This is a genomic window from Rhodoferax sp. GW821-FHT02C08 (genome assembly GCF_059421805.1).
This window is the reverse complement of the sequence record NZ_JBWKVR010000005.1, coordinates 194,870-217,309: the sequence shown is the minus strand read 5'-3', so window position 1 is coordinate 217,309 and position 22,440 is coordinate 194,870. Positions and strand designations below refer to the sequence as shown.

General features: G+C 64.3%; 20 protein-coding genes. 13 read left to right on the top strand and 7 right to left on the bottom strand.

The annotated features are described in order from the left end of the window. Together AC07VY_RS08395 and AC07VY_RS08390 are read left to right on the top strand one after the other, a co-directional pair. Entirely contained in the window at positions 1 to 1,626 is a 1,626-nt protein-coding gene (locus AC07VY_RS08395; RefSeq protein ID WP_495097012.1) for an alpha-glucosidase, read from the top strand. Positions 1,627 to 1,650: 24 nt separating this feature from the next. Continuing rightward, on the top strand, positions 1,651 to 2,847 hold the full coding sequence (locus tag AC07VY_RS08390; RefSeq protein ID WP_495097013.1) for an ABC transporter ATP-binding protein: 1,197 nt from the start codon (positions 1,651 to 1,653) through the stop codon (positions 2,845 to 2,847). Positions 2,848 to 2,937: 90 nt separating this feature from the next. On the opposite strand, the gene panC is transcribed toward AC07VY_RS08390, so the two are convergent. The 3 genes from panC to AC07VY_RS08375 form a co-directional block, all read right to left on the bottom strand. After that, the gene (gene panC / locus AC07VY_RS08385; RefSeq protein WP_495097014.1) at positions 2,938 to 3,777 is read right to left on the bottom strand and encodes a pantoate--beta-alanine ligase; all 840 of its coding nucleotides are present in this window, start codon (positions 3,775 to 3,777) and stop codon (positions 2,938 to 2,940) included. Between the two features lie 86 nt (positions 3,778 to 3,863). Continuing rightward, positions 3,864 to 4,745 carry a 3-methyl-2-oxobutanoate hydroxymethyltransferase gene (gene panB / locus AC07VY_RS08380; protein WP_495097015.1) on the bottom strand — a complete coding sequence of 294 codons (882 nt, stop codon included), beginning with the start codon at positions 4,743 to 4,745 and terminating at the stop codon, positions 3,864 to 3,866. Further along, positions 4,742 to 6,739 (bottom strand): lytic transglycosylase domain-containing protein, encoded by a 1,998-nt coding sequence (locus AC07VY_RS08375; RefSeq protein WP_495097016.1) that lies wholly within the window; start codon positions 6,737 to 6,739, stop codon positions 4,742 to 4,744. Before AC07VY_RS08375 ends, panB begins: the two co-directional genes overlap by 4 nt. Positions 6,740 to 6,775: 36 nt before the next feature. On the opposite strand from AC07VY_RS08375, the gene AC07VY_RS08370 reads away from it, so the two are divergent. Further along, the gene (locus AC07VY_RS08370; RefSeq protein ID WP_495074217.1) at positions 6,776 to 7,351 is read left to right on the top strand and encodes a 5-formyltetrahydrofolate cyclo-ligase; all 576 of its coding nucleotides are present in this window, start codon (positions 6,776 to 6,778) and stop codon (positions 7,349 to 7,351) included. 215 nt (positions 7,352 to 7,566) lie between these two features. Here the strand turns inward: AC07VY_RS08370 and AC07VY_RS08365 are convergent, their stop codons facing one another. Next, the gene (locus AC07VY_RS08365; RefSeq protein ID WP_495073871.1) at positions 7,567 to 7,953 is read right to left on the bottom strand and encodes a RidA family protein; all 387 of its coding nucleotides are present in this window, start codon (positions 7,951 to 7,953) and stop codon (positions 7,567 to 7,569) included. A gap of 177 nt (positions 7,954 to 8,130) precedes the next feature. Here AC07VY_RS08365 and AC07VY_RS08360 point away from each other — a divergent pair, with 177 nt between their 5' ends. The 9 genes from AC07VY_RS08360 (at position 8,131) to AC07VY_RS08320 (ending at position 18,602) form a co-directional block, all read left to right on the top strand. Then, positions 8,131 to 9,681, top strand: coding sequence for an ABC transporter substrate-binding protein (locus AC07VY_RS08360; protein WP_495097017.1), 1,551 nt, complete (start codon positions 8,131 to 8,133; stop codon positions 9,679 to 9,681). A gap of 64 nt (positions 9,682 to 9,745) precedes the next feature. Then, positions 9,746 to 11,068 carry a lactonase family protein gene (locus AC07VY_RS08355; RefSeq protein ID WP_495097018.1) on the top strand — a complete coding sequence of 441 codons (1,323 nt, stop codon included), beginning with the start codon at positions 9,746 to 9,748 and terminating at the stop codon, positions 11,066 to 11,068. Between the two features lie 64 nt (positions 11,069 to 11,132). Then, positions 11,133 to 12,074 carry an ABC transporter permease gene (locus AC07VY_RS08350; protein WP_116607346.1) on the top strand — a complete coding sequence of 314 codons (942 nt, stop codon included), beginning with the start codon at positions 11,133 to 11,135 and terminating at the stop codon, positions 12,072 to 12,074. 12 nt (positions 12,075 to 12,086) lie between these two features. Continuing rightward, complete coding sequence (locus tag AC07VY_RS08345) at positions 12,087 to 12,926, top strand: ABC transporter permease (RefSeq protein ID WP_495097019.1); 840 nt, start codon at positions 12,087 to 12,089, stop codon at positions 12,924 to 12,926. Between the two features lie 4 nt (positions 12,927 to 12,930). Next, positions 12,931 to 13,989 (top strand): ABC transporter ATP-binding protein, encoded by a 1,059-nt coding sequence (locus AC07VY_RS08340; protein WP_495097020.1) that lies wholly within the window; start codon positions 12,931 to 12,933, stop codon positions 13,987 to 13,989. Further along, on the top strand, positions 13,986 to 14,957 hold the full coding sequence (locus AC07VY_RS08335) for an ABC transporter ATP-binding protein (protein ID WP_495097021.1): 972 nt from the start codon (positions 13,986 to 13,988) through the stop codon (positions 14,955 to 14,957). Before AC07VY_RS08340 ends, AC07VY_RS08335 begins: the two co-directional genes overlap by 4 nt. Then, positions 14,954 to 16,243, top strand: a complete 1,290-nt coding sequence (locus tag AC07VY_RS08330; protein WP_495097022.1) for an amino acid deaminase — start codon at positions 14,954 to 14,956, stop codon at positions 16,241 to 16,243. The genes AC07VY_RS08335 and AC07VY_RS08330 overlap by 4 nt, the downstream gene beginning before the upstream one ends. An 8-nt stretch (positions 16,244 to 16,251) precedes the next feature. Beyond that, positions 16,252 to 17,160 (top strand): MurR/RpiR family transcriptional regulator, encoded by a 909-nt coding sequence (locus AC07VY_RS08325; RefSeq protein ID WP_495097023.1) that lies wholly within the window; start codon positions 16,252 to 16,254, stop codon positions 17,158 to 17,160. After that, positions 17,157 to 18,602 carry an N-acyl-D-amino-acid deacylase family protein gene (locus AC07VY_RS08320; protein WP_495097024.1) on the top strand — a complete coding sequence of 482 codons (1,446 nt, stop codon included), beginning with the start codon at positions 17,157 to 17,159 and terminating at the stop codon, positions 18,600 to 18,602. Before AC07VY_RS08325 ends, AC07VY_RS08320 begins: the two co-directional genes overlap by 4 nt. Here the strand turns inward: AC07VY_RS08320 and AC07VY_RS08315 are convergent. Then, the gene (locus AC07VY_RS08315) at positions 18,590 to 19,576 is read right to left on the bottom strand and encodes a LysR substrate-binding domain-containing protein (RefSeq protein WP_495097025.1); all 987 of its coding nucleotides are present in this window, start codon (positions 19,574 to 19,576) and stop codon (positions 18,590 to 18,592) included. The genes AC07VY_RS08320 and AC07VY_RS08315 overlap by 13 nt on opposite strands. Before the next feature lie 117 nt (positions 19,577 to 19,693). On the opposite strand from AC07VY_RS08315, the gene AC07VY_RS08310 reads away from it, so the two are divergent. After that, on the top strand, positions 19,694 to 20,191 hold the full coding sequence (locus AC07VY_RS08310) for a DUF2917 domain-containing protein (RefSeq protein WP_495097026.1): 498 nt from the start codon (positions 19,694 to 19,696) through the stop codon (positions 20,189 to 20,191). Positions 20,192 to 20,300: 109 nt separating this feature from the next. Here AC07VY_RS08310 and AC07VY_RS08305 read toward each other — a convergent pair whose 3' ends face one another. Together AC07VY_RS08305 and AC07VY_RS08300 are read right to left on the bottom strand one after the other, a co-directional pair. Beyond that, entirely contained in the window at positions 20,301 to 21,455 is a 1,155-nt protein-coding gene (locus AC07VY_RS08305) for a toxin-antitoxin system YwqK family antitoxin (protein WP_495097027.1), read from the bottom strand. Between the two features lie 55 nt (positions 21,456 to 21,510). After that, positions 21,511 to 22,317, bottom strand: a complete 807-nt coding sequence (locus AC07VY_RS08300; protein ID WP_495097028.1) for a DODA-type extradiol aromatic ring-opening family dioxygenase — start codon at positions 22,315 to 22,317, stop codon at positions 21,511 to 21,513. Between the last annotated feature and the right edge of the window lie 123 nt (positions 22,318 to 22,440).

The following is a 22,440-nucleotide window of genomic DNA, read 5'->3' as shown; positions in this document are numbered from 1 at the left end:
ATGGCGCAGGCAAATGGGTGGTGGCGTGGCGGGGTGATCTACCAGATCTACCCGCGTAGTTTTCAAGATAGCAATGGCGACGGTATTGGCGACCTGACCGGCGTGGTGCAACGCCTGCCCTACTTGGCCGAGCTGGGTGTGGATGCAATCTGGCTGTCGCCGTTTTTCCAAAGTCCGATGAAGGACTTTGGCTACGACATTTCGGACTACCGCCAGGTGGATGGCATTTTCGGCACGCTGGCCGACTTCGATGCCGTGGTGGCCAAGGCCCATGCTTTGGGCATCAAGGTGCTGATCGACCAGGTGCTCAGCCACTGCTCCGACCAGCACCCCTGGTTTGTGGAGTCGCGCTCCAGCCGCGACAACCCGCGCGCCGACTGGTTCGTCTGGGCCGACCCCAAGGAAGACGGCACACCGCCGAACAATTGGCTGTCCATCTTTGGCGGAAGCGCCTGGCAGTGGGACACCCGCCGCTGCCAGTACTACATGCACAACTTCCTCACCAGCCAGCCTGACTTGAACTTCCACAACCCGGAAGTGCAGCAAGCGTCGCTGGACAATATGCAGTTCTGGCTGAACCGGGGCGTAGATGGTTTCCGCCTGGACGCCGTCAACTTCTGCGTGCACGACGCGCAGCTGCGCGACAACCCGGCACGCGGCATGCCTACGGACGATCCCTCCGTGAACAAGGTCAACCCCTATGGCTGGCAGCGTCATGTGTATGACAAGAGCCAGCCGGAGAACCTGGATTTTCTGCGCCGCATCCGCAAGCTGCTGGACCAGTACCCGGATCTGATGACCGTGGGTGAAATCGGCGATGACGATGCTGCCGCCCGTATTGCGGAATACACCAGCGGTGGCGACAAGCTGCACACCGCCTATGCGTTTGACCTGCTGGGCCCGCGCTGCGATGCCCGCTTTGTGCACTCCGTGTTGCGTAACCTGGAGGCCGTCAACCAGGACGGCTGGGCGTGTTGGGCACTGTCCAACCACGACTGCGTGCGTGTGGCCAGCCGGTGGAAGCAGCCGGGCGACAACCATGCCTGGCAGCGCCTGGTTTTTGCCATGCAGCTCAGCCTGCGTGGCTCGCCCTGTATCTACCAGGGCGACGAGCTGGGTCTGACGGAGGCTACCCTGGCCGTGGAAGATCTGCAGGACCCGTATGGCATTGCCATGTGGCCCGAATTCGTGGGGCGCGATGGTTGCCGCACGCCCATGGCCTGGGACGTTAACGCGGCCCATGCCGGCTTCAGCACGGCAGCCAAAACCTGGCTGCCGATGTGGCCCGAGCATTTGCCGTTGGCAGCGCGCAGCCAGATGGCGGACCCGGATTCGCTGTTCCATTTCTACAAGGCCATGCTGGCCTGGCGCCGTGGTTTTGAGGTGCTGCGCACCGGCAGCATCGAGCTGCTGGCGGAGCACGATGCGGTGTTGGCCTTTGTGCGTCGCAGTGGCGATGCTGCATTGCTGTGTGCTTTCAATATGGGGACAAATGCCGTGCGCTATGCCTTGCCCGCAGGCCTGCAGGTACACAAGGTGGAGACGCCGTCTGGCTTGCCATCCGGCCGCCAGGACGGCCAAGACCTGGTGTTGCCACCGTATGGCGTGCTGTTCGCGACGCTTTAATTCAGAAATAAGTAGGAGACAACCATGTCAGAAATCCGCTTCCGTGACGTGCACAAGCGCTACAGCAGCAGCGTGCCGGACACCATCCGCAAAGTAGACCTGGATATTGAGCGCGGCGAGTTCGTGGTGTTTGTCGGCCCCTCAGGCTGTGGCAAGTCCACATTGCTGCGCATGGTCGCTGGCCTGGAGGACATTACCAGCGGCGAGCTCAGCATCAAGGGCCAGCGCATGAACGAAACCCCGCCTTCGCGCCGGGGCGTGGCCATGGTGTTCCAAAGCTATGCGCTGTATCCGCACATGAGCGTGTACGACAACATGGCTTTCGGTCTGAAGCAGGCCAAGACCGACACCGCGACCGTGGAGCAGCGGGTGCGCAAGGCATCCAAGATTCTGCAGCTGGACCCGCTGCTGAAGCGCCTGCCCAAAGAGCTGTCCGGCGGCCAGCGCCAGCGGGTGGCAATTGGCCGGGCCATCGTGCGCGAGCCGGATGTGTTCTTGTTCGATGAGCCATTGTCGAACCTGGACGCTTCGCTGCGCGTGCAGACCCGGCTGGAGATCGCCAAGCTGCACAAGGACATCGGCACCGCCAGCATGATCTACGTGACCCACGACCAGGTCGAGGCCATGACCTTGGCCGACAAGATCGTGCTGTTGAACGCCGGCGAGGCGGTGCAGCGTGATGGCAGCGTGGCCCAATGCGGCGCGCCGCTGGAGCTGTACCACCGCCCAGTCAACAAGTTCGTGGCCGGCTTCATCGGCAGCCCGAAGATGAACTTTGTGGAAGCTCGCTTGAGCCACGCCTCCGGCGCCGAGGCGGTTGCCAAGGTGGCCGAGGTGGATGTGCACGCCGCGGTGGATGCATCGCGCGTGGCTGCGAACAGTGCCGTGACCTTGGGCGTGCGCCCTGAGCATGTGCAGATCGTGTCAAACGTGCAAGGGGGCGGTGCCAATGTGGTGGATGGCCTGGTGGCATTCCTGGAGCAGCTGGGCGAAGCCAGCTACATCTATGTGCGCCTGGCCGGTGGAGAGCTGGTCACGGTGCGTGAAAACGGCCAGACCCGCTGCAGCGTGGGCAACCAAGTGCACCTGTACTTTCCGCCGCACTGCATGCATTTGTTCGACGCGGAGGGCGTGGCCGCCAAGCGTACGGCCGACCCGGAAATCCTGGGTCAGCCCATGGTCGCCGGTGTGTCCATTTCGCGTGCGGGTGCCAGCGCCTGAGCACCAACAGGCCCGCAGGTTTCATATAAAAATAGCTGCTAGCGCAGGTAAATCCTGCGCTAGCAGCTATTTTATTTGTAGCGATTGGTTTTAGACTTCCAGGTTGTCGATCAGCCGGGTGCTGCCCAGCCGCGCGGCGGCCAGTACCACCAGGGGCTCGTTGGCCACGGGGCGTTGCAGGTCGCTGCGTCGGCGCGCCACCACATAGTCGGGCAGCCAGCCGCGCTGGCGTAGCGTGTCCATGGCCTGGGCTTCCAGGCCGGCGATGTCTGTGCAGCCCTGGCGTAGGGCTGTAGCCAGGGTGCGCAGTACGCCAGATAGTTGCACCGCCTCGGCGCGTTCGTCTGGGCTCAGGTAGCTGTTGCGGGAGGACAGGGCCAGACCGTCCGCAGCGCGGCAGGTGGTGCCGCCCAGCACCTCCACCGGCAGTGCAAACTGCTGCACCATGCGGCGTATCACCAGCAGCTGCTGGTAGTCTTTCTGGCCGAACACGGCCGTGCGCCGGCCCTGGGCCTCGGAAAAAACGCACTGGAACAGCTTCATCACCACGGTGCATACGCCAATAAAAAAGCCGGGGCGGAAGTGGCCTTCGAGCAGGTCGGCAATTTCAGCCGGCGGGTGGACCTTGAAGCTTTGCGGCTCGGGGTAGAGTTCTTTCTCGTTCGGCGCAAACAGCACATCACAGCCTGCAGCCTGCAGCTGGGCGCAGTCTTTGTCCCAGGTGCGCGGGTAGCTGTCGAAGTCTTCGTGCGGCAGGAACTGCAGCCGGTTCACGAAGATGCTGGCCACGGTCACATCGCCCAGAGGCTTGGCCTGGCGCACCAGGGCCAGGTGGCCTTCGTGCAGATTGCCCATGGTCGGCACAAAGGCCGGGTGCTGGAAGCCGCCCAGGTGGGCGCGCAGTTCTTCAATGGTGTGGGCGATGTACATCGGCAAGAATCAAAAATGGAGCTTATGGCCGGTGGATCGGCGGGCTGCTTGCCCGTCCGGTCCGTCAAGCCTGCGCCTTATAGCTACTACCAGGCGTGCTGGCTGTTGTCTGGAAAACTGCCGTCTTTCACGGCGCGTACATAGGCTTCCATCGCGCCGCGCACGCTGGTGTTGTCCAGCATGAAGTTGCGTACAAAGCGCGGCATCTTACCTAAATTGATACCCAGCATGTCGTGCAGCACCAGCACCTGGCCGGCCGTGTCCTTGCCCGCACCGATGCCGATGGTGGCGCAGTGCTTGAGTTCGGTGGTCAGCTCGGCCGCCAGTGGGGCAGGCACCATTTCCAGTACCACCATGGCGGCGCCCGCATCTTGCAGCGCATGGGCGTGCAGGCGCAGCGTGCTGGCCGCCGCGTCGGAGCGGCCCTGTACGCGGTAGCCGCCCAGGGCGTGCACGGTTTGAGGCGTCAGGCCCAGATGGGCGCAGACGGGTATGCCACGCTCGACCAGAAACTGCACGGTGTCGCTGGTCCAGCCACCGCCTTCTAGCTTGACCATGTGTGCACCAGCCTGCATCAACACGGCTGCGCTGCGCAGGGCTTGCTCAGGGCCTTCGTGGTAGCTGCCAAACGGCAGGTCGGCAATCACCCAGGCAGTGGCCTGGGTGCGCTGCAGGCCTCGTACCACGCTTTCAGTGTGGTAACGCATGGTTTCCAGGCTTACGCCCACGGTGTTGTGCAGGCCCTGGCAGACCATGCCCAGTGAGTCACCGACCAGCAGGCATTCCACGCCGGCGGCATCGGCCACGGCGGCGAAGGTGGCGTCATAGGCCGTCAGCATGGTGATCTTTTCGCCACGGTCGTGCATTTCCGCCAGGCGGGGCAGGCTGATGGGTTTGCGCTGCGCCAGCGGGCTGGCCGGGGGCAGGGTGCCGTAGGGAGAGGCAGCGGCGACGGTGGAGGTGTTCATGGCAAGTCCTTGATGGGCTCGACCGTATTCGGGTCGAGAGGGCCGATATTACCCAGACGGGCCTTCAGCGACTGGGGCTGGCCTGTCAGGATGGCGGCGTAGTTGGTGGTGTTGGACAAGACCTTTTTCACATAGTCGCGGGTCTCGGTGAACGGCACATTCTCGGCCCATATGGCGGCCTCCAGCACCGGGCCATTGCGCCAGCTGCGGGGCCGGCCCGGTCCGGCGTTGTAGGCTGCCGCGGCCAGGGCCATGGAGCCGGTGAAGTCGTCCAGCACCAGCTTCAGGTAGCCGGTGCCGATGGTGATATTGGTGTCGCGGTCGTTCAGCTGGTCGGCGGTGAAGCCGGCCAGGCCGATCTTCTTGGCGGTCCAGCGGGCGGTGGCCGGCATCACCTGCATCAGGCCGGAGGCGCCCACGCCGGAGCGTGCATCCATTACGAAGCGCGACTCCTGGCGTATCAGGCCGTAGACAAAAGCCGGGTCCAGGTTGATCTCTCGGCTGCGCCGCACCACGGTATCGCGGAAGGGCATGGGGAAGCGTTGGTCAAAATCCATCACGCCCCGGGTGCGGTCGCTGGTGTTGATGCAGCGGTCCCATACTTCGCGCTGGCAAGCCAGCTCGGCGGCGGCCAGCAGCTCGCGGTCGTTCATGCCGCCGGGGCTGTGCAGATTGGTTGTGTAGTTCCATTCGCGATTGCCTTCGCTGCGCAGGCCCAACTGGATCGCTGCCAGGCTGCGTTGCAGGCCGAGGTTGGCGCGGGCCGTGTCACGTTCCTCTGCCGTGGTGCTGGCCGGGCGTGGCGGTACGCTGATTTTCTGGCCCAACTCTTCCAACGCCAGCTGTTCGTAGAAGCCGCGTACGCCAGCAATGCTTTGCAACAGGCGCTTGGGCTCTTCGCGGTCCAGGTCGGATTTGGCCAGGGCCTGCAGTGCGCGTGCGCGCCAGTACACCCAGGTGGCGTCCTGTTGCCCGTCGTCGCCCATGGCTTCGGTGGCGTTCAGCACATCTTTCCAGCGGCCCATGCGCAGAGCGCTGCGGGCCTTCCAGGCCAGCATGTCATCGGTCAGGTCACTGTCTTTGCTGACCTTGGCGTAGTAGTCTGGCGCGGCCAGTGACAAGCGCATGGCGGCCTGCTTGCCGATCACGCCCCAGGTCCAGTTGCGTTCCTCGGCATTGAGCTGCGAACCCCATTTGGCGTCCAGTACCGTGGCTGCCGCATCGGCATCGTTGATCGCCATCTTGATCACGGCCAGCATGATGATTTCGCGCCGCGTGCGTGACAGGGCGGTGACCTTGCTGGTCAGAAACTTGGCGGGGCTGTCGTTCAGGCTGTTCAGCAGGGGCAGCGATTCGGGTGCGACGATTTCCACAGCTTTGGCGGCCATGCGCGGGCGGTTGGCCTCTACCGCCAGCCTTGCCTTGCGCCAGATGTCCAGATCCTTGAATTTCTTGGCGGCGTAGAGCTGGCCTGCGGCCTGGGTGCAGCCGTCGTCCGCGTCGCGCTGGGCGTACCAGTTGCGGCGTACTTCGTCCGCCAGGGCCGGCGGTGAATCGGCGCCTTGCTTGATCTGCTCGATCAGCAGGGCGTAGCAGCGCACCTCTCGGTCGTCCACCATGCGGTAGCGCGCGTGTTCGTCTTCAAACGTGGTCCAGTCTCGGCGCTGGCCCAGCAGCAGCAGCCAGTCGTTGCGCAGGCGGTCTTCCTGGTAGCTGGCCGGGAAGCGGCTGCTGAAGCTCTGCATGTCCAGGGGGGTCATTTCGTCCAGGCGCAGCCGCTGGTCCCAGTAGGCAGCCCAGGGCTCCAGGATATGGCCATGTACCTGGGGCAGCAGGGCAGCTACGCGCTTGCGGTCACCACGTTTGAAGGCTTGGTTGATGTCCACCATGGCGCTGTCGGCGACAGGATCGGACTTGGGTTGGCTACAGGCCGAGCCTGCGAATACGATACCGAGGGCGAGCGTGAACGATGTCAAAATGGCTGGAACTTGCATGTGGGGATTATGGACAACTCAATGAACGACAAGGCACTGGACAAAAAAGCCCTGCGCGAAGCGCTGGTCGCACAACGCCTGGAGATGCCCGACCGCTTGGAGCGTGCCGATTTGCTACAAAGGGTGATGCGTATCTGGCTGGTGGGCCGGCCCGACACCGTGATTGGCGCCTACTGGCCCATCAAGGGCGAGTTCGATCCCTTGCCCGCCTTGCACCGCTGGAAGGAAGACGGTGAACTGCTGGATGGTCCGCAACTCAAGCGCATTGGTTTGCCCGTGGTCAACAAGCAGCACAAGACCATGACTTTCCACGCTTGGTACCCGGGCTGCCCCATGGAAGAAGATGCCTACGGCATTCTCAAGCCCCAGGCCACTGAGCTGGTGTTCCCCTCGCTGCTGTTTGTGCCCTGCGTAGGCTATGCCGCCGGGGGGTACCGCCTGGGCTATGGTGGTGGTTTTTATGACCGCATGCTGGCCAGCCTGGACCCCAAGCCTTTCACGGTGGGCCTGGGCTTTACCCAGGGGTATTTGGATGAATTCGAGCCCGAGCCGCACGACGTGCCGCTTGACGCGATCCTGAACGATAACGGCGTCGTCTGGCCAGCTGGTTGAACACCCCCAGCCTTGCCCGCTTTGCCCCGACATCGGTTTGAAAAACCGAAGGCGCATGTGGCCGCCAACCCCCCTCGCATCGGTTTGTAAAACCGATGCGACATGCAGGGGGCGCAACCAGCGGCCTGGCCAAGCCAGTTCCGCGGTTGTTCTGGAACGGGCTTCGCTGTGCTCGCCCTACTACGATACTACGAGAAGAAAACCGGTTTTTCTAGTTACGCCGGCTTGTAGGCAATAACGTCGATTTCCACCTTGGCGTCCACCATCAAACGGGCTTCGGTGGTGGAGCGAGCGGGTTTCTTTTCTCCAAAGTAGCCCATGTACACGCGGTTGAAGGCGCCGAAATCGCGTGCGTCTTCCAGCCACACCGTGGTTTTGCACACATCGGCCAGCGTGCAGTCAGCCAAGGCTAGTACTTGCGTTAGGTTCTTCATCACCTGGCGGGTCTGCGCTTCAATGCCACCGGCCACGATTTCGCCTTTTTCATCAGCAGGCACCTGGCCGGATACATAGATGAAGTCACCTGCGCGCACAGCGGGCGAGAAGGGGCGGGGTTGCTGGTCGGACGCGACGGGTGGGTTGCCTAAATGGATCAGCGGCATGCGGGGGGGCTCCTGTGGGCGGGTTGGTTCAGGCCCCATTCTGGCACGCAGCACGGTTTTTGCACCTCTTTGGTGAAAGTATTTTTCATTAAACAAGGGTGTTCACCTATTTTTTGGTGATTTTCCTTGGCATATTCTTTGCGTTGTGAAAATTACTTTCAATCCAAAGGATTCGCGATGAAGCCCTCCACCCCCGCCTTGCTCCGCCGTACGGTTCTGCTGCTGTCCATGGGCGCGGCTTTATTGCCTTGGACCGTGCACGCACAGGCACCCAAGTCTGCCCTCAATCTGGCCATGGTGGCCGAGCCGCAAACCCTGGACCCAATGGCCAGTAGCGCCGATCTGGTCGGCACCATCATGCAGCACGTCTACGAGCCGCTGTTTACTTTCGATGCCAAGTGGAATGTGGTGCCTATGCTGGCCGAAGCCATGCCCAAGGTATCGGCCGATGGCAAGCAATACACCATCATGCTGCGCGCCGGCGTGCAACTGCACAACGGCCGGGCATTGACTGCAGACGACGTGGTGGCCAGCCTGAAGCGCTGGATGGAAGTTTCGCCGCGCGGCAAAGCGTTGGCCAAAGAAGTCGATGACCTGTCTGCCAAAGGCCCACTGACCATCACCATCAGCCTGAAGAACCCGTACGCACCGCTGCTGCCGCAGCTGGCTTTGCCATCGGGCATGGCGGCCATCATGGCCAAGGAGTCGATTGCCCAGCCCTTGAAGGAATTTGTCGGTACCGGCCCGTACAAGTTCAAAGAGCGCCACCCGGATCAATACGTGCTGTTGACGCGTTTTGACGGCTATAGCGCACGCAAAGAAGCACCGAACGGCTACGGCGGCAAAAAGACTGCGGTGGTCGAAGAGCTGCGATTCATCCCGGTGCCGAATGCCAACACCCGGGTCGAAGGCTCGCTTTCCGGCCAGTTCCAGTTTGCAGATCTGTTGCCCATCGAAGCCCTGCCGCGCCTGGAAAAAGCTACCGACAAGGTGATACCCATCATGACCCCGTCTTTTGGCTTCCCTTACCTGGTGTTCAACACCAAAGAAGGTGTGATGGCCCCGCTGGCCGTGCGTCAGGCCGTGCAAGTGGCGCTGGGCGAGGGCGAGATGCTGGCTGCCGGTTTTGGCGACACACGTTTCTTCACCGCTGAAGGCAACCATTTCCCCAAGGGCACGCCGTTCTATTCGGCGGCTGGTGTTGACAAATACAACGAACGCAACCCCGCCAAGGCCAAGGCGGCCGCCGCCACTGCCGGCTACAAGGGCGACCCCATCCGCATCCTGACCAGCCGCCAGTACGACTTCCACTACAACATGGCCTTGATCATGGCCGAGCAGCTGAAGAAGGCCGGCTTCAAGGTCGATCTGAATGTGGTGGACTGGGCTACCTTGGTGCAGCGCCGCAACGACTCCAAGCTGTGGGACATCTATGTGACCCATTCCGGCCAGTTCCCCGAGCCCATGCTGTCGCCGCCGCAACTCGGCGATGGCGCGCCCGGCTGGTGGTCCACGCCGGCCAAGCAGGCCGCACTGTCGGCGCTGAACCAGGAAACCAACCCCGCCAAGCGCGCCGCGCTGTGGGGCAAGGTGCAGCAGGTGGTGTACGACGAAGTGCCTTACATCAACGTGGGCAAGTTCAACAGCCTGTCGGCCAAGTCGCCAGCGCTGGAGGGCTACACACCCGCCACCTGGCCGTTCTTCTGGAACACCGGCCTGAAGAAGTAAACCGGGGCGGCCTGGTGCTGCCCTGATTTCGCCCCGCCCCTTCCACCCATTCACAGGAAATGCCATGCCATCTCGTGTTACTGACCAGGAATTGCACTATGACCACACCGCTGCCAGCCGCAGACACTTTCTCAAAGCCACGGCCGTCGTTTCTGGCCTGGGAGCTTTGGGTTTGACCGTGCTGAGCGCGCAAGCCGCTAGCTCCGGCCCCGTGTACGCCTATGTGGGTACCTACACCGATGGCGGCAAGCCCTGGCGCGGAGGGCGTGGTTTGGGCGTACACCAGTTCGCGCTGAACAGTGCAACTGGCGCGCTGATGCCCATCGCCGGCGCACCGGCAGCGGTATTGAATACCGGCGACGCGGCCAGCAAGCTGCGCAACCCGGCCTCGTTGGCACGCCATCCGTCGCTGCGCATGCTGTATGCCGGCAACGAGTTCTCGGCCGTGGCCGGCCCCGACAGCGGCGGCTCGGTGTCGGCCTACCGCATCGAGGCCAATGGCGCGCTGTCGTTTGTGGCCGAGATCCCCTGCGGGGGCAAAGACCCGGCCTATGTCAGCGTGCATCCCGATGGACGCTTTGTGTTTACCGCCAACTATTCCAGCGGCGATGTCAGTGTGATTGCGCTGCGCGCCGACGGCAGTTTCGATACCGACAAGCCGGTGGCCATCTACAAGGATGTGGACGCCTGCGGCGGTGCGCAGTGCAAGCCCGGCGCTGACGTGGTACCCAAGGCCGCGCTGTCGCACGAAGGCTTTGCCACCAGCGACCACGACGGCCCGCACGCCCATATGGTGCACAGCGACCCGGGCGGCAACTTTGTGCTGGTGGCCGATCTGGGCTTGGACCGTGTGATCTCGTACAAGTTCGACCGCAGCAGCGGTGTGCTGAGCCAGCCCAGCAGCGTGGCGGTGTCGGAAAGCTCGGGCGCGCGGCATTTCTGCTTCCACCCGAATGGCAAGTGGCTGTACTTGGTGAACGAAGAGGCGTCGACAATTGCCTTCATGCGCTACAACAGTGGCACGGGCGTGCTGACCCTGGTTAGCGAAACCTCGGCCTTGCCGCCGGGCTTCAAAGGTACCAGCTATGCGTCTGGCATCCGCATGCTGCCCAATGGCCAGCACTTTGTGTCCTTGAACCGCTTGCACGACTCGATTTCGCTGTTCAAGATCAATGCTGCTGGCGAGCCCAAGCTGGTGCGTGAAGAGTGGACGCGTGGCAACTACCCGCGCAGCTGTACCCTCGACCCGAGCGGCAGGTTCTTGTACGTGTGCCATAACAAGCAGGGCGACAACGTGACGATCTTCCGGGTAACCAAGGGCGACATTCAATTCACCGGCCAGTACGTGGCGGTGGGCAGTGCATCCTCGATAGAGTTCTCTGCGTAGGTTTTTTGAAAATGACCGCAGCGGGCTTTCGCTGCTGCGGCTGGTTTGCTTGAGGAGAAATTCTGTGTATCGCTATATTGCCTCCCGCATCGCGGGCATGCTGGTGGTGATGGCGCTGGTAGCGGTACTGGTGTTCATCCTCACGCGGGCCGCGTCCGGCGACCCGATTTCGGTGCTGCTGGGCGACCAGGCCACGGCCGAAGACATTGTTCGCGTACAGCGCGAATACGGGTTGGACCAGCCCCTGGTCGTGCAGTTCGGCTATTGGCTGAAAGAGCTGGCGCATGGCAACCTGGGCCAGTCCATCTTCTTGCAGCGCCCTGTGACCCAGGCGCTGTGGGAGCGGGCCGAGCCCACCACCTTGCTGGCCCTGCTGGCCGTGGCCATCGCCGCGCTGATCGGTGTGCCCAGCGGCATCGTTTCCGCGGTGTACCGCGGCAAGTGGATCGACCAGGTGGTGACCGGGTTGGCCATGCTGGGGGCCAGCATCCCCAGCTTCTGGCTGGGCCTGGTGCTGATGCAGATTTTTGCCGTGGCGCTGGGCTGGTTCCCGGTGTCCGGCTATGGCGATCCGGGCGCGACGCTGGCCGAGCGCCTGCACTATCTGGTGCTGCCGGCCACCGTGCTCGGCGTATTGAATTCGGCGCTGATCATCCGCTTTACCCGCGCGTCCATGCTCGACGTGCTGGAAGAAGACTATGTGCGCACCGCCCGTGCCAAGGGCCTGACTGAGAAGGTTGTCATCCTCAAACATGCGCTGCGCAATGCCCTGGTGCCCATCGTCACCGTGCTCGGTCTGACCACGGCCCTGATGATTGGCGGCGCGGTGGTGACCGAGACCGTGTTCGGCCTGCCCGGCGTCGGCAACCTGGTGGTGAACGCCGTGTTGCGCCGCGACTATCCCGTCATCCAGGGCGCTCTGCTGGTGATCGCCGTGATCTACGTGGTCATCAATTTCCTGGTCGATCTGCTCTACATGCTGGTCGATCCGCGCGTGAAATATTGAGCCAGAGTCCGCATGAAAATCCCCCACGTTCTGCAAAAATTATTCCGCCGCCGCATCGTGCTGGCGGCCGCCATCTGCTTGCTGCTGGTGGTCATCGTGGCCATCTTTGCCAGCGTGCTAACGCCGTTTGACCCGAACGACACCGCGGTCAGCCAACGCCTGTCCAAGCCGACGATGGAGCACATCCTGGGCACCGACGAGCTCGGCCGCGACCTGTTCGCCCGCATCGCCTTTGGCGGGCGTTATTCGCTCACCATCGCCGCACTGACTGCGGGAGGTGCTATCGTTTTTGGTACTTTGTTCGGTCTGCTGGCCGGCTTCTTTCGCAAGCTGGATGCGCCGGTGATGCGCGTCGTGGACGCGATGATGTCCTTCCCCGACATCCTGCTGGCAATCGCGCTGGTGGCGATCCTCGGCCCGTCGATGCTGAACGTGGTGCTGGCCCTGGTACTGGTCTACACACCGCGCGTGGCGCGGGTGGTGCGGGCCTCTACCCTGGTGGTGCGCGAGCTGCTGTTTGTCGAGGCTGCGCGCGCGCTGGGCGTCTCTACAGGGCGCATTCTGTGGCGCCACATCCTGCCGAACCTGATGTCACCGATCCTGGTGCAGACCTCGTTCATCTTCGCCTACGCCATCCTGGCCGAAGCCGCCTTGTCCTTCCTGGGCGTCGGCGTGCCGCCCGAGATTCCCACCTGGGGCACCATGGTCGCCGGCAGCCAGCAGTACGCGCAGCAGGCGCTGTGGATCGTGCTGTTCCCCGGCCTGGCCATCATCCTGACGGCGCTGTCGCTGCAACTGCTGGGCGATGGTGTGCGCGACCTGCTGGACCCCCGGCTGAAGAAGTCCCTGTAAAACTATGTCTACCCCCACGACCCCCAACCCCACACGGCTGGATGTACGCCATCTCAGCACCTTCTTTGATACCGACGAGGGCCTGATCCGCTCGGTGGCCGATGTCAGCTTCCAGATCCATCCGGGCCGCACCACCGCGCTGGTAGGCGAGTCTGGTTCGGGCAAGTCCGTCACCAGCCTGACCCTGATGCGCCTGCTGTCGCGCACCGCCAGCACCCAGGTCAGCGGCGAGGCGTTGTTTACCCAGCGCGACGGCCGCACGGTGGACCTGCTGCAGCTGCCCGAGTCGCAGATGCGCGCCATCCGCGGCAACGAAATTGCGATGATCTTCCAGGAACCGATGACCAGCCTGAACCCGGTGTTCACCGTTGGCGAGCAGATCGCCGAATCGGCCCGCCTGCACCTGGGCCTGGACGCCGCTGCCGCCATGGCCCACGCCCAGCGCATGCTGGAGCTGGTGGAGATACCGGCCGCCGTCCAGCGCGTCAAGGAGTACCCGCACCAGCTCTCAGGCGGCATGCGCCAACGCGTGATGATCGCCCTGGCCATGGCCTGCAACCCGACCCTGCTGATCGCCGACGAGCCGACCACCGCACTCGACGTGACCATCCAGGCGCAGATCCTGGCGCTGATGCGGCGCCTGCAGGCCGAGACCGGCATGGGCATTCTGTTCATCACCCATAACCTCGGCGTGGTGGCCCACCATGCAGACGAAGTGGCGGTGATGTACGCTGGCCGCATCGTCGAGGCCGCGCCAGTGGTCGAGCTGTTCGCCCAGCCGCGCCATCCCTACACCCAGGGCCTGCTGGCCTGCCTGCCGGCGCAGCAGCGCAAACGCGCGCTGAACGCAGACGGCAAACGCAGGCTGTACGCGATCCGAGGCCAGGTTTCGAGCCCCTTATCACCGCCGCCAGGCTGCGCATTCGCACCGCGCTGCGATCTGGCGCTGCCGTTGTGCCAGCAGGCCATGCCGGTGCTGAATGCCGAAGGCCCGGGCCGCTGGGCCCGCTGTGTGCTGCCGATAGAGCAGCGCAACGTGATGCAGCACAAGGAGGCCGCATGAGCGAAGCCCTGATCGAGGTGCGCGGCCTGCACAAGTATTTCGGCGCCAGCACGCGTCCGGTGCGCGCGGTGGACGACGTGTCCTTCGCCATCCAGCGCGGCGAAACCCTGGGCCTGGTGGGCGAGTCGGGTTCCGGCAAAAGTACCATAGGCCGGACCCTGCTGCGCCTGGTGGAGAGCACACAAGGCCAGGTGCTGTACCGCGGCGAAGACCTGGGCAAGGCGTCCGATAGCCGCATGCGCGCCCTGCGCAGCAAGCTGCAGATGATCTTCCAGGACCCGTATGCCAGCCTGAACCCGAAGATGCGTATTCGCGACATCCTGGGTGAAGCGCTGCAGGTGCACGGCCTGCATAGCGGCAAGCAGGCCCGCGCCGCGCGCATCGCCGAGCTGCTGGAAACCGTGGGCCTGCGGCCCGAGCATGCGGCGCGTTACCCGCACGAGTTCTCCGGCGGCCAGCGCCAGCGCATAGGCGTGGCGCGGGCCTTGGCGGTGGAGCCTGAATTCATCGTCGCCGACGAGCCGCTGTCGGCTTTGGACGTGTCCATCCAGGCCCAGGTGGTGAATCTGCTGTGCGACTTGCGCGACAAGCTGTCGCTGACCATGCTGTTCATATCCCACGATCTGGACGTGGTCGAATACCTGTGCGACCGCGTGGTGGTTCTGTACCTGGGCCGGGTGATGGAGGTGGCGCCTACAGCCGATCTGTTCAGCCAGCCGCTGCACCCCTACACCCAGGCGCTGCTGGCCGCATCGCCCAAGCCCGACCCGCAGCACAAGAGCGTGCACGTACCGCTGCAGGGTGATATCCCCAGCCCGATCGACCCGCCGTCTGGCTGCGTCTTCCGTACCCGCTGCCCGCACGCGATGGCGCTGTGCGCCGAGCAGCGCCCTGAACTCAAAGACCTGGGGCAGGGCCGTTTCAAGGCCTGCCTGCGCGATGATCTACCCCTTGTGAACATGGAATGAATATGACTCTGCAAGATATCCTGGACCCCCAGCTCGACGTCTCGTTCAAAGGCTTTCCGCAGAACACGGCTCCGCTGCGCCGTTCTGCCGTAGCAGCACAAGGCTGGAATGTGCTGGACGGCGATCTGCCGCTGCCGCTGGCCATCGTCAAGCGCGATGCCGTCACGCACAACCTGTCATGGATGCAGCGCTTTGCCACCGAGCGCGGTGTCGATATGGCGCCGCACGGCAAGACCACCATGTCGCCTCAGCTGTTCCAGCGCCAGCTGGATGCGGGCGCCTGGGGCCTGACCTTTGCTACCGTCGGCCAGGTGCGCGCTGGCGCCACCACCGGCGCGCGCCGCTGCCTGATTGCCAACCAGGTGCTGACCGCTTCCGACCTGCAAGGCATACAGAGTCTGCAGCAGGAGTTTGCAGGCCTGCGCATCGCCTTTCTGGTGGATTCGCTGGCCCAGCTGGAGCTGATTGAAGCCTGGTTCAGCGCCCACCCGCAAGCCACTCCGTTTGAAGTGATGATCGAGATCGGCGTGCCCGGCGGCCGCACCGGTTGCCGCAACCACGCCGATGCGCTGGCCCTGGCCGAGCGCCTGCACCAGAGCAGCGCCACGCGTCTGGTCGGCATCGAGTGCTACGAAGGCGGCGGCGCCAGCGGCAAGACCGAGCCCGACAGCGCCTACGCCAATGCCTTGATGCAGCGCGTTGCCGCCATCGCCCTGGCCTGTGATGCGGCAGGCTGGTTTGCCGACGACGAGGTGCTGATCACGGCCGGCGGCTCGGCGATCTTCGACCTGGTGGCCGAACAGCTGAAGCCGCAGTTGTCGCGCCCGGTGCGCGGCTTGCTGCGCTCGGGCTGCTATGTGACGCACGACCACGGCTTCTACAAGCGCATGGTGAACGCGGTGAACCAGCGCCTGGGCTGCGAGGACGGCTTGCACCCGGCGATTGAAGTCTGGGCCAGCGTGCAGTCCTGCCCCGAGCCTGGCCTGGCGATCCTGGCTGTGGGGCGGCGCGACCTGTCCTATGACCTCGATTTGCCCACGCCCATCGCCTACAGCCCGCGCGGTGGCCGCAGCATCCGCACGGCACCCGCAGACTGGACTGTCAGCGCGCTGAACGACCAGCATGCCTATCTGCGCTGGACGGATGCCGGCAGCGCGCTGCTGCAGGTCGGCGACCGTGTGGCGTTGGGGATTTCGCACCCTTGCACCACCTTCGACAAATGGCGCTGGATGCCGGTGGTCGATGCCGACTACGGCGTCTGTGATGCGCTGGTGACCTGTTTTTGAAAGCCTGCATGTCCTCTGGCGTACTCCAAAAAATCGCGGCCCTGATGGTCAGCGCACCGGCCGGCCGGCGCAAGGTGCTGGCCCTGGTGCTGCAAGACCCCGAGCGTGTGCTCGATGAAAGTTTTGAAGCCCTGGCCCAACGCGCCGGCAGCTCGGTGCCGACCATCATGCGCACCTGCCGTGACCTGGGTTATCCGGGCCTGCGCGAATTCAAGCTGGCGCTCGCGCAGGAGATGGCGGTTGGCGGCTCGCCCCTGCACCGCAAGGTGCGGTTGGAGGACGATGCGGCCCAGGTGATCACCAAGGTCATCAAGGGTGCGGCCTCGGCCATCAACAGCGTGCCGGCCCAACTGAGCGTGGAGTCGGTGGAAGCCGCGGCCCGCGCCATGGCGGCGGCCACGCGGGTGGACTGCTACAGCGTTGGCGCCACATCAAGCTTCATGGCTTCCGACATGCAGGCGCGCCTGTTCCGCCTGGGCCTGGTGGCGAATGCCTATCTGGACATGCATCTGCAGCTGGTATCGGCCGCCACGCAGATGCCCGGCGGTGTGGTGTTTGCCATCTCGCACGTGGGGCGCATGCCGTCGCTGATCGAGGCGGTGGACGTGGCGCGCAGCCAGGGCGCCACGGTAATCGCGCTGACCCAGCAAGACAGCCTGTTGGCCCAGCATGCCGACATCGTGCTCGGCATCCATGTGCCCGAAGACCCGGTGATGCATGTCGGCACCGAGGCCTACTTAGTGCACCTGACGGTGATTGAAATATTGACCGTGCTGGTGGCCCAGCGCCTGGGCGACCAGGCGGTGAAGCGCCTTGGTGGTGTGCATGAAATCCTCAGCACCCGGGGCGTCGATATGCGGCACCACCCGCAGCTCAGCTGGGGCGTGGACCCTGCCGAGCCCGGAGACGGCGCATGACGCAAGCCGCTGTGCTGCTGGAGCAGGGCCGCATCATCGACGGCACGGGCGCGCCCGCCTGGGTCGGCGACGTATTGCTGCAGGGCGACCGCATCGCCGCCATGGGCCCCAAGCTCGCCATAGATCTGCCCGGGCTGCAGCGCTTAGATTGCCGCTACCGCGTGATCGCACCCGGCTTCATCGACGTGCACACCCACGACGACAACCTGGTGCTGCAGTCGCCCGGCATGTGGCCCAAGCTGTCGCAGGGCATCACCACGGTGGTGACCGGCAACTGCGGTATTTCGCTCGCGCCCTACCAGGTGCAGCAGCCGCTGCCGCCGCTGAATCTGCTGGGCCAGGACTCGTTCAAATACCCAGCTTTCGAGGCCTATACCGCGGCCGTGGAGCAAGCCCAGCCGGCGGTGAATGTGGCCTCACTGATCGGCCACACCACCTTGCGCTTTGCCTGCATGGCCGATATGGACAAGCCGGCCAGCGCCGACGAGCTGGAGCGCATGTGTGCGCTGCTGGCGCAATGCATGGCCCAGGGCGCCACCGGCCTCTCAAGCGGACTGTTCTACGAGCCGGCGTTTGCCGCGCCCATGGAGGAGGTGGTGCGCCTGGCCCAGGTGGTGGCGCAGTTCGACGGCGTCTACGCCACCCATTTGCGCAGCGAAATGGCGGCCATCATCGAGGCCTTGCACGAGGCCGGCGACACAGCCCACATCGCCGGCGTGCCGCTGATCATCTCGCACCACAAATGCGCGGGCCCGGCCAACTGGGGCCGCACCTTGCAGACCCTGCCGCTAATCGAGAAGCTGGCCGAACGGCAGAGAGTGGCCATGGACGTCTACCCCTACCTGGCCGGCTCCACCGTGCTGCGCGAGGACCTGGTGGACGGCGTGATCGATGTGCTGCTCAGTTGGTCGACACCGCACCCGGAAATGGTCGGCCGCCTGCTGGCTGATATTGCGGCCGAGTGGGGCGTGGACCAGCAAACTGCCTGCCAGCGCCTGCAGCCTGGCGGCGCCTGCTACTTCCAGATGCACGAGGACGACGTGAAGCGCGTGCTGGCCCATCCCTTGAGCATGATCGGCTCGGACGGCCTGCCGCACGACCAGCATCCGCATCCGCGCCTGTGGGGCGCGTTCCCGCGCGTGCTGGGCCGCTATGCGCGCGACGAGCAGCTGTTCACGCTGGAGCAGGCGGTCTACAAGATGACGGGGCTGTCGGCACGCAACTTCCGCCTGCAGCAGCGCGGCCAGCTGCAACCCGGCTGGTTTGCCGATGTGGTGGTGTTCGACCCGGCACGGGTGCAGGACATGGCCAGCTACGCGAGCCCGCTGGAGCGCTCCATTGGCATTGAGCAGGTGTTCGTCAACGGTCAACTGGCCTGCGAAGCCGGTGCCGACGGCGTGCTGCAACGGGCTGGGCGCATGCTCACGCGTCAGTCGAAGTGATCCACCGTGTCAGGGTCCGGCGTATCGCCTATGGCTTTGCGCGTGGCCAGGGCCTGTAGCTGCAACCAAGCGCAGAAGGCCTTAATCTCCGGTCGCTCGGCGCTGCGCGGGCCGACCACCATCCAGTAGGCCACGGGTGAGTCCAGCCGCATATGCGGCAGTATTTCCACTAGATCACCACTGGCCAGGCTGTCGGCAATCAGCGGCATGCGCGCCAGCGCGATGCCTTGCCCGGTGAGCGCGGCCTGGGCGATCTGGTGAGCGTAGTTGAAGAACATCCAGCGTTTGGGTTCTATATGCTCCAGCTGGTGCACCTCGAACCAGCGCCGCCAAGACAGCCATTCCAGGTGGTTCGCACGGTGTGCGTCACCAGCCTCGATCAGTGCGAAATGCGCCAGATCTTCGCCGCGCACCAAGGGCTGGCCGGTTTTCAGTAGCCAGGGGCTGGCCACGGCGGTCAGCTGTTCGCCAAACATGCGTACCGCGCCTGGCGGCACCATGTCGGCCTTGGCGTAGCGCAGTGCCAGGTCCACATCTGCTGTGTCCAGGTCGATCAGGTTGTCGGTGGCGTCGATGCGGATGTCGATGTCCGGGAATTCGCTCTGGAAGGCCTCCAGCCGGGTGATCAGCCACATGGATGCAAACGAGGCCCAGGTGCTGACGGCCACGCTTTTGCGCCCCGCGCTGCGGCGGATCATGCGCACCGTGCTGTCCAGCTGCTCCAGCGCGTGCGTCACGCTGCGCATCAATTGGGAGCCCGCGCCAGTCAGCTCGACAGCCCGGGTGTGGCGCAGGAACAGCGGTACGCCGACTTCTTCCTCCAACGCCTGGATCTGCCGGCTGACGGCCGACTGGGTGAGTGCCAGCTCTTCTGAGGCGGCGCGGAAGTTCAGGTGCCGGGCCACGGCGGTGAAAGCGCGCAGCTGGCCCACGCTGATGGGGCGGGTACGTAAATGGGTTTGCGGTTGGAGCATGGGGGGAGTGTGCCATTCATGCGGTTTGGGAATCAATAACCCGGTCCGATTTCATTGGACCTCGTGAACGGCAAGAACGATGATTCATTCCCAAAACGACATTATCTGGAGTACACCATGTCTACCACCCTTGCATTGCAATCCACTCTTTCTGCGGCCGCTCTGACGGAATGCTGGAAGCTGGATGCGGGGCACGCTACCACGTTGCAACCGCGCCAGCCTGGCGTGTTCCGTGTGGCGCAGGGGAAGATTTGGGCCACCACGGACGGCCCGCACACCGGCCACACCATGGTGCTGGGCGACCACATCCTGGAGGCCGGAGACAGCCTGAACCTGCAGGCCGGCCAGCGTCTGGTGGTGGAGACCTGGGCGCTGGGTACCGAGTCCGGCCAGACCGAGGCTGCCTATTTCAGCTGGGAGCCACAGACCGAGGCGGTCTGGGACGGCCGTCAGGAAGCCGCCAGTGCCGGTGCCCAATGGCGCGGCGGTGTGGTCCAGCCGGGCCGCGACCTGGCATTGGCCCTGCGTTCCGCCGCCGCGGCTGTCGGGCGTCTGGCCATGGGCCTGGTCGGTCTGGGCGACACCCTGGTGGCCGGGCGTGGCCGCACGGCCTGAGCTGGTTTGCTATTAAATATGTAGCTACTGGCGCAGGTTTTTCCTGCGCTAGGGGCCGATTTCTTATAAATCCACCCAATGGGGCGCTGCCATGATGCAGCGCCCTTTTTTATTTGGCGTAGGCCTTGCGCGAGCCGTCTTCAAACACCTCGTCGTCGTGCAAGAGCTTGCCGTCGTCGTCCCAGTCGCGTTCGCGGCTGATGCGGCCACGGCTGTCGTAGATGGCTTCGCCCACCAGCTTGCCTTGGGCGTTGAAGGACTGGTGGGTGCCTATAGGGGTCTGGTTGTAGCGGTCGGTCGGGATGTAGCGCCCGGTGCGGGATGGCTTGCCGCTGTCATAGAAGTCGGTTTCGTCCACGTAATTAGTGTTGCCGTCGCGGCTATACAGCATGCGGCTTTTGGGCTGGCCATTCAGGTAGAAGCTGGCGTCACTGACCGCGCGGCGCTCGGCCCATTTCTGCTCGCGCACCAGGCTGCCCCGTTCAGAGAATTCACGCTCCAGGGTCTTGCTGGAGGTTTTGCCGTCCAGCTGCCACAGGGTTTCGCGGCGTAGCACGCCGTCTTCGGCAAAGCGGCGCTCGGAGCGGATGCCGTCCTTGGTTTCTTCCACGCGCTCGGGCTTGCCACTGGGGTAGAGGTCTTCCAGCCGCTGGCGTTGGCCGTTGGCGTAGCGGGCGCGCATCTGCAGCACGCCGGTGTCATTGAACATCTCTACCGATGCTGGGCCGCCCACAAAGCCGCAGAGCTTGGCGTCGTCCACCAGCGGCGTCAGCAGCGGTTTGTCGCCGCAGCGCAGGGCGCGCAGCTGGCCGCGCGGCGTCAGTTCGGCATAGGCCAGTTCGCCCTGGTTACCGGTGCCGTAGTAGGTGGCGCGCATCAGAGTGCCCGTCGGGTGGTTGCGGCGCACTAGGCCGACTTCGCTGCCGTTGTCGTAGGTGGACTCGCGCAGCACCGTGCCGTCGGGGGCGAATTCGCGCACCAGGCCGTGGTTGTTGCCGCGCTCGTTGACATGGCGCTCGCGCAGCAGTTTGCCGTTTTGGTAGAAGCGGTCCAGGCCCATGGAGCGGCCGTTCTGCAGCTCTTCTTCGCGGGTCAGCTGGCCGGTGTCGCGGTCCTTGCAGCGCATGATGCCGGTCTTGCCAGCGGTGGTGCTGCCGTTGTCGGGGTTGACGGATTGGCCGTTGAGTTCGCAGTCCTGTACGGCGTGGGCCGCGCTGGCGCAGAGCAGGGCCGCGCACAGGGCGGTGAGGGAGGAGAAATGCATTTTGCTATTGAATATGTAGCTGCTTGCGCAGGAGATATCTGCGCTAGCAGCCTGTTTAAGCCTTGGTGTCGAAGCGGAAGCTGGAGGCGGTGACGCCGCCGTACATGGCGTCTTCGTGGTAGACGCAGGTGGCCGGGTCATTGAAGGCGGCGCCCACAGCCACCATCAGCGGGATCAGATGCTCTTCGCGCGGGTGCGCCAGGCGGGCCGAGGGCGCGCTGGCCCAGGCCAGCAGGCGGGCTTCGCGTTCGGCTGGGGCGGCGGCCACGGTGTCCTGCAGCCAGTCGTCAAAGGCTTTGGACGGCGCCCGGGCCGCCGGGCCGAACATGCGCAGATTGTGGTAGCTCAGGCCGCTGCCGACGATGAGCACGCCCTCGTCGCGCAGCGGGGCCAGGGCCCGGCCCAGCGCCAGGTGGATGGCCGGGTCGAGACCGGTCTTCAGCGATAGCTGCAGCACCGGCACGTCGGCCTGCGGGTACATCACCACCAGGGGTGAAAACGTGCCGTGGTCAAAGCCGCGATGCGGGTCGAGACGCGCGGGCAGGCCGGCGGCGGCAACCAGGTTCACCACGCGCTGGGCCAGCTCCGGCGCGCCGGGCGCGGGGTAGACCACCTTATAGGTGTGGGGTGGAAAACCACCGTAGTCGTACAACATCGGCGGCTGGGGGCTGGACATGGCGGTGAAGGCGCTTTCCTCCCAGTGGGCCGAAATGCACAGCACGGCCTTGGGGGTGACACCGATCTGCCGTGGCATATCGGCCAGCGACTCGGCCAGCACGCGCATCATGGGGCGCATCTCTTCCATGTAGGGCCAGGGGCCGCCGCCATGGGAGATGAAATAGGTGGGCAGGGTGGTGGTCATGGGGCGGGAGCTTTCTGTGGGCGAAAGGCGTTTTATAGCGCAGCTGCTCACCAATTGCAGGAAAGCCCCACGGAGGGGGCTTTCAGATTTGTGGTTGCTACTTTATTGATAGCTTCTGGCGTA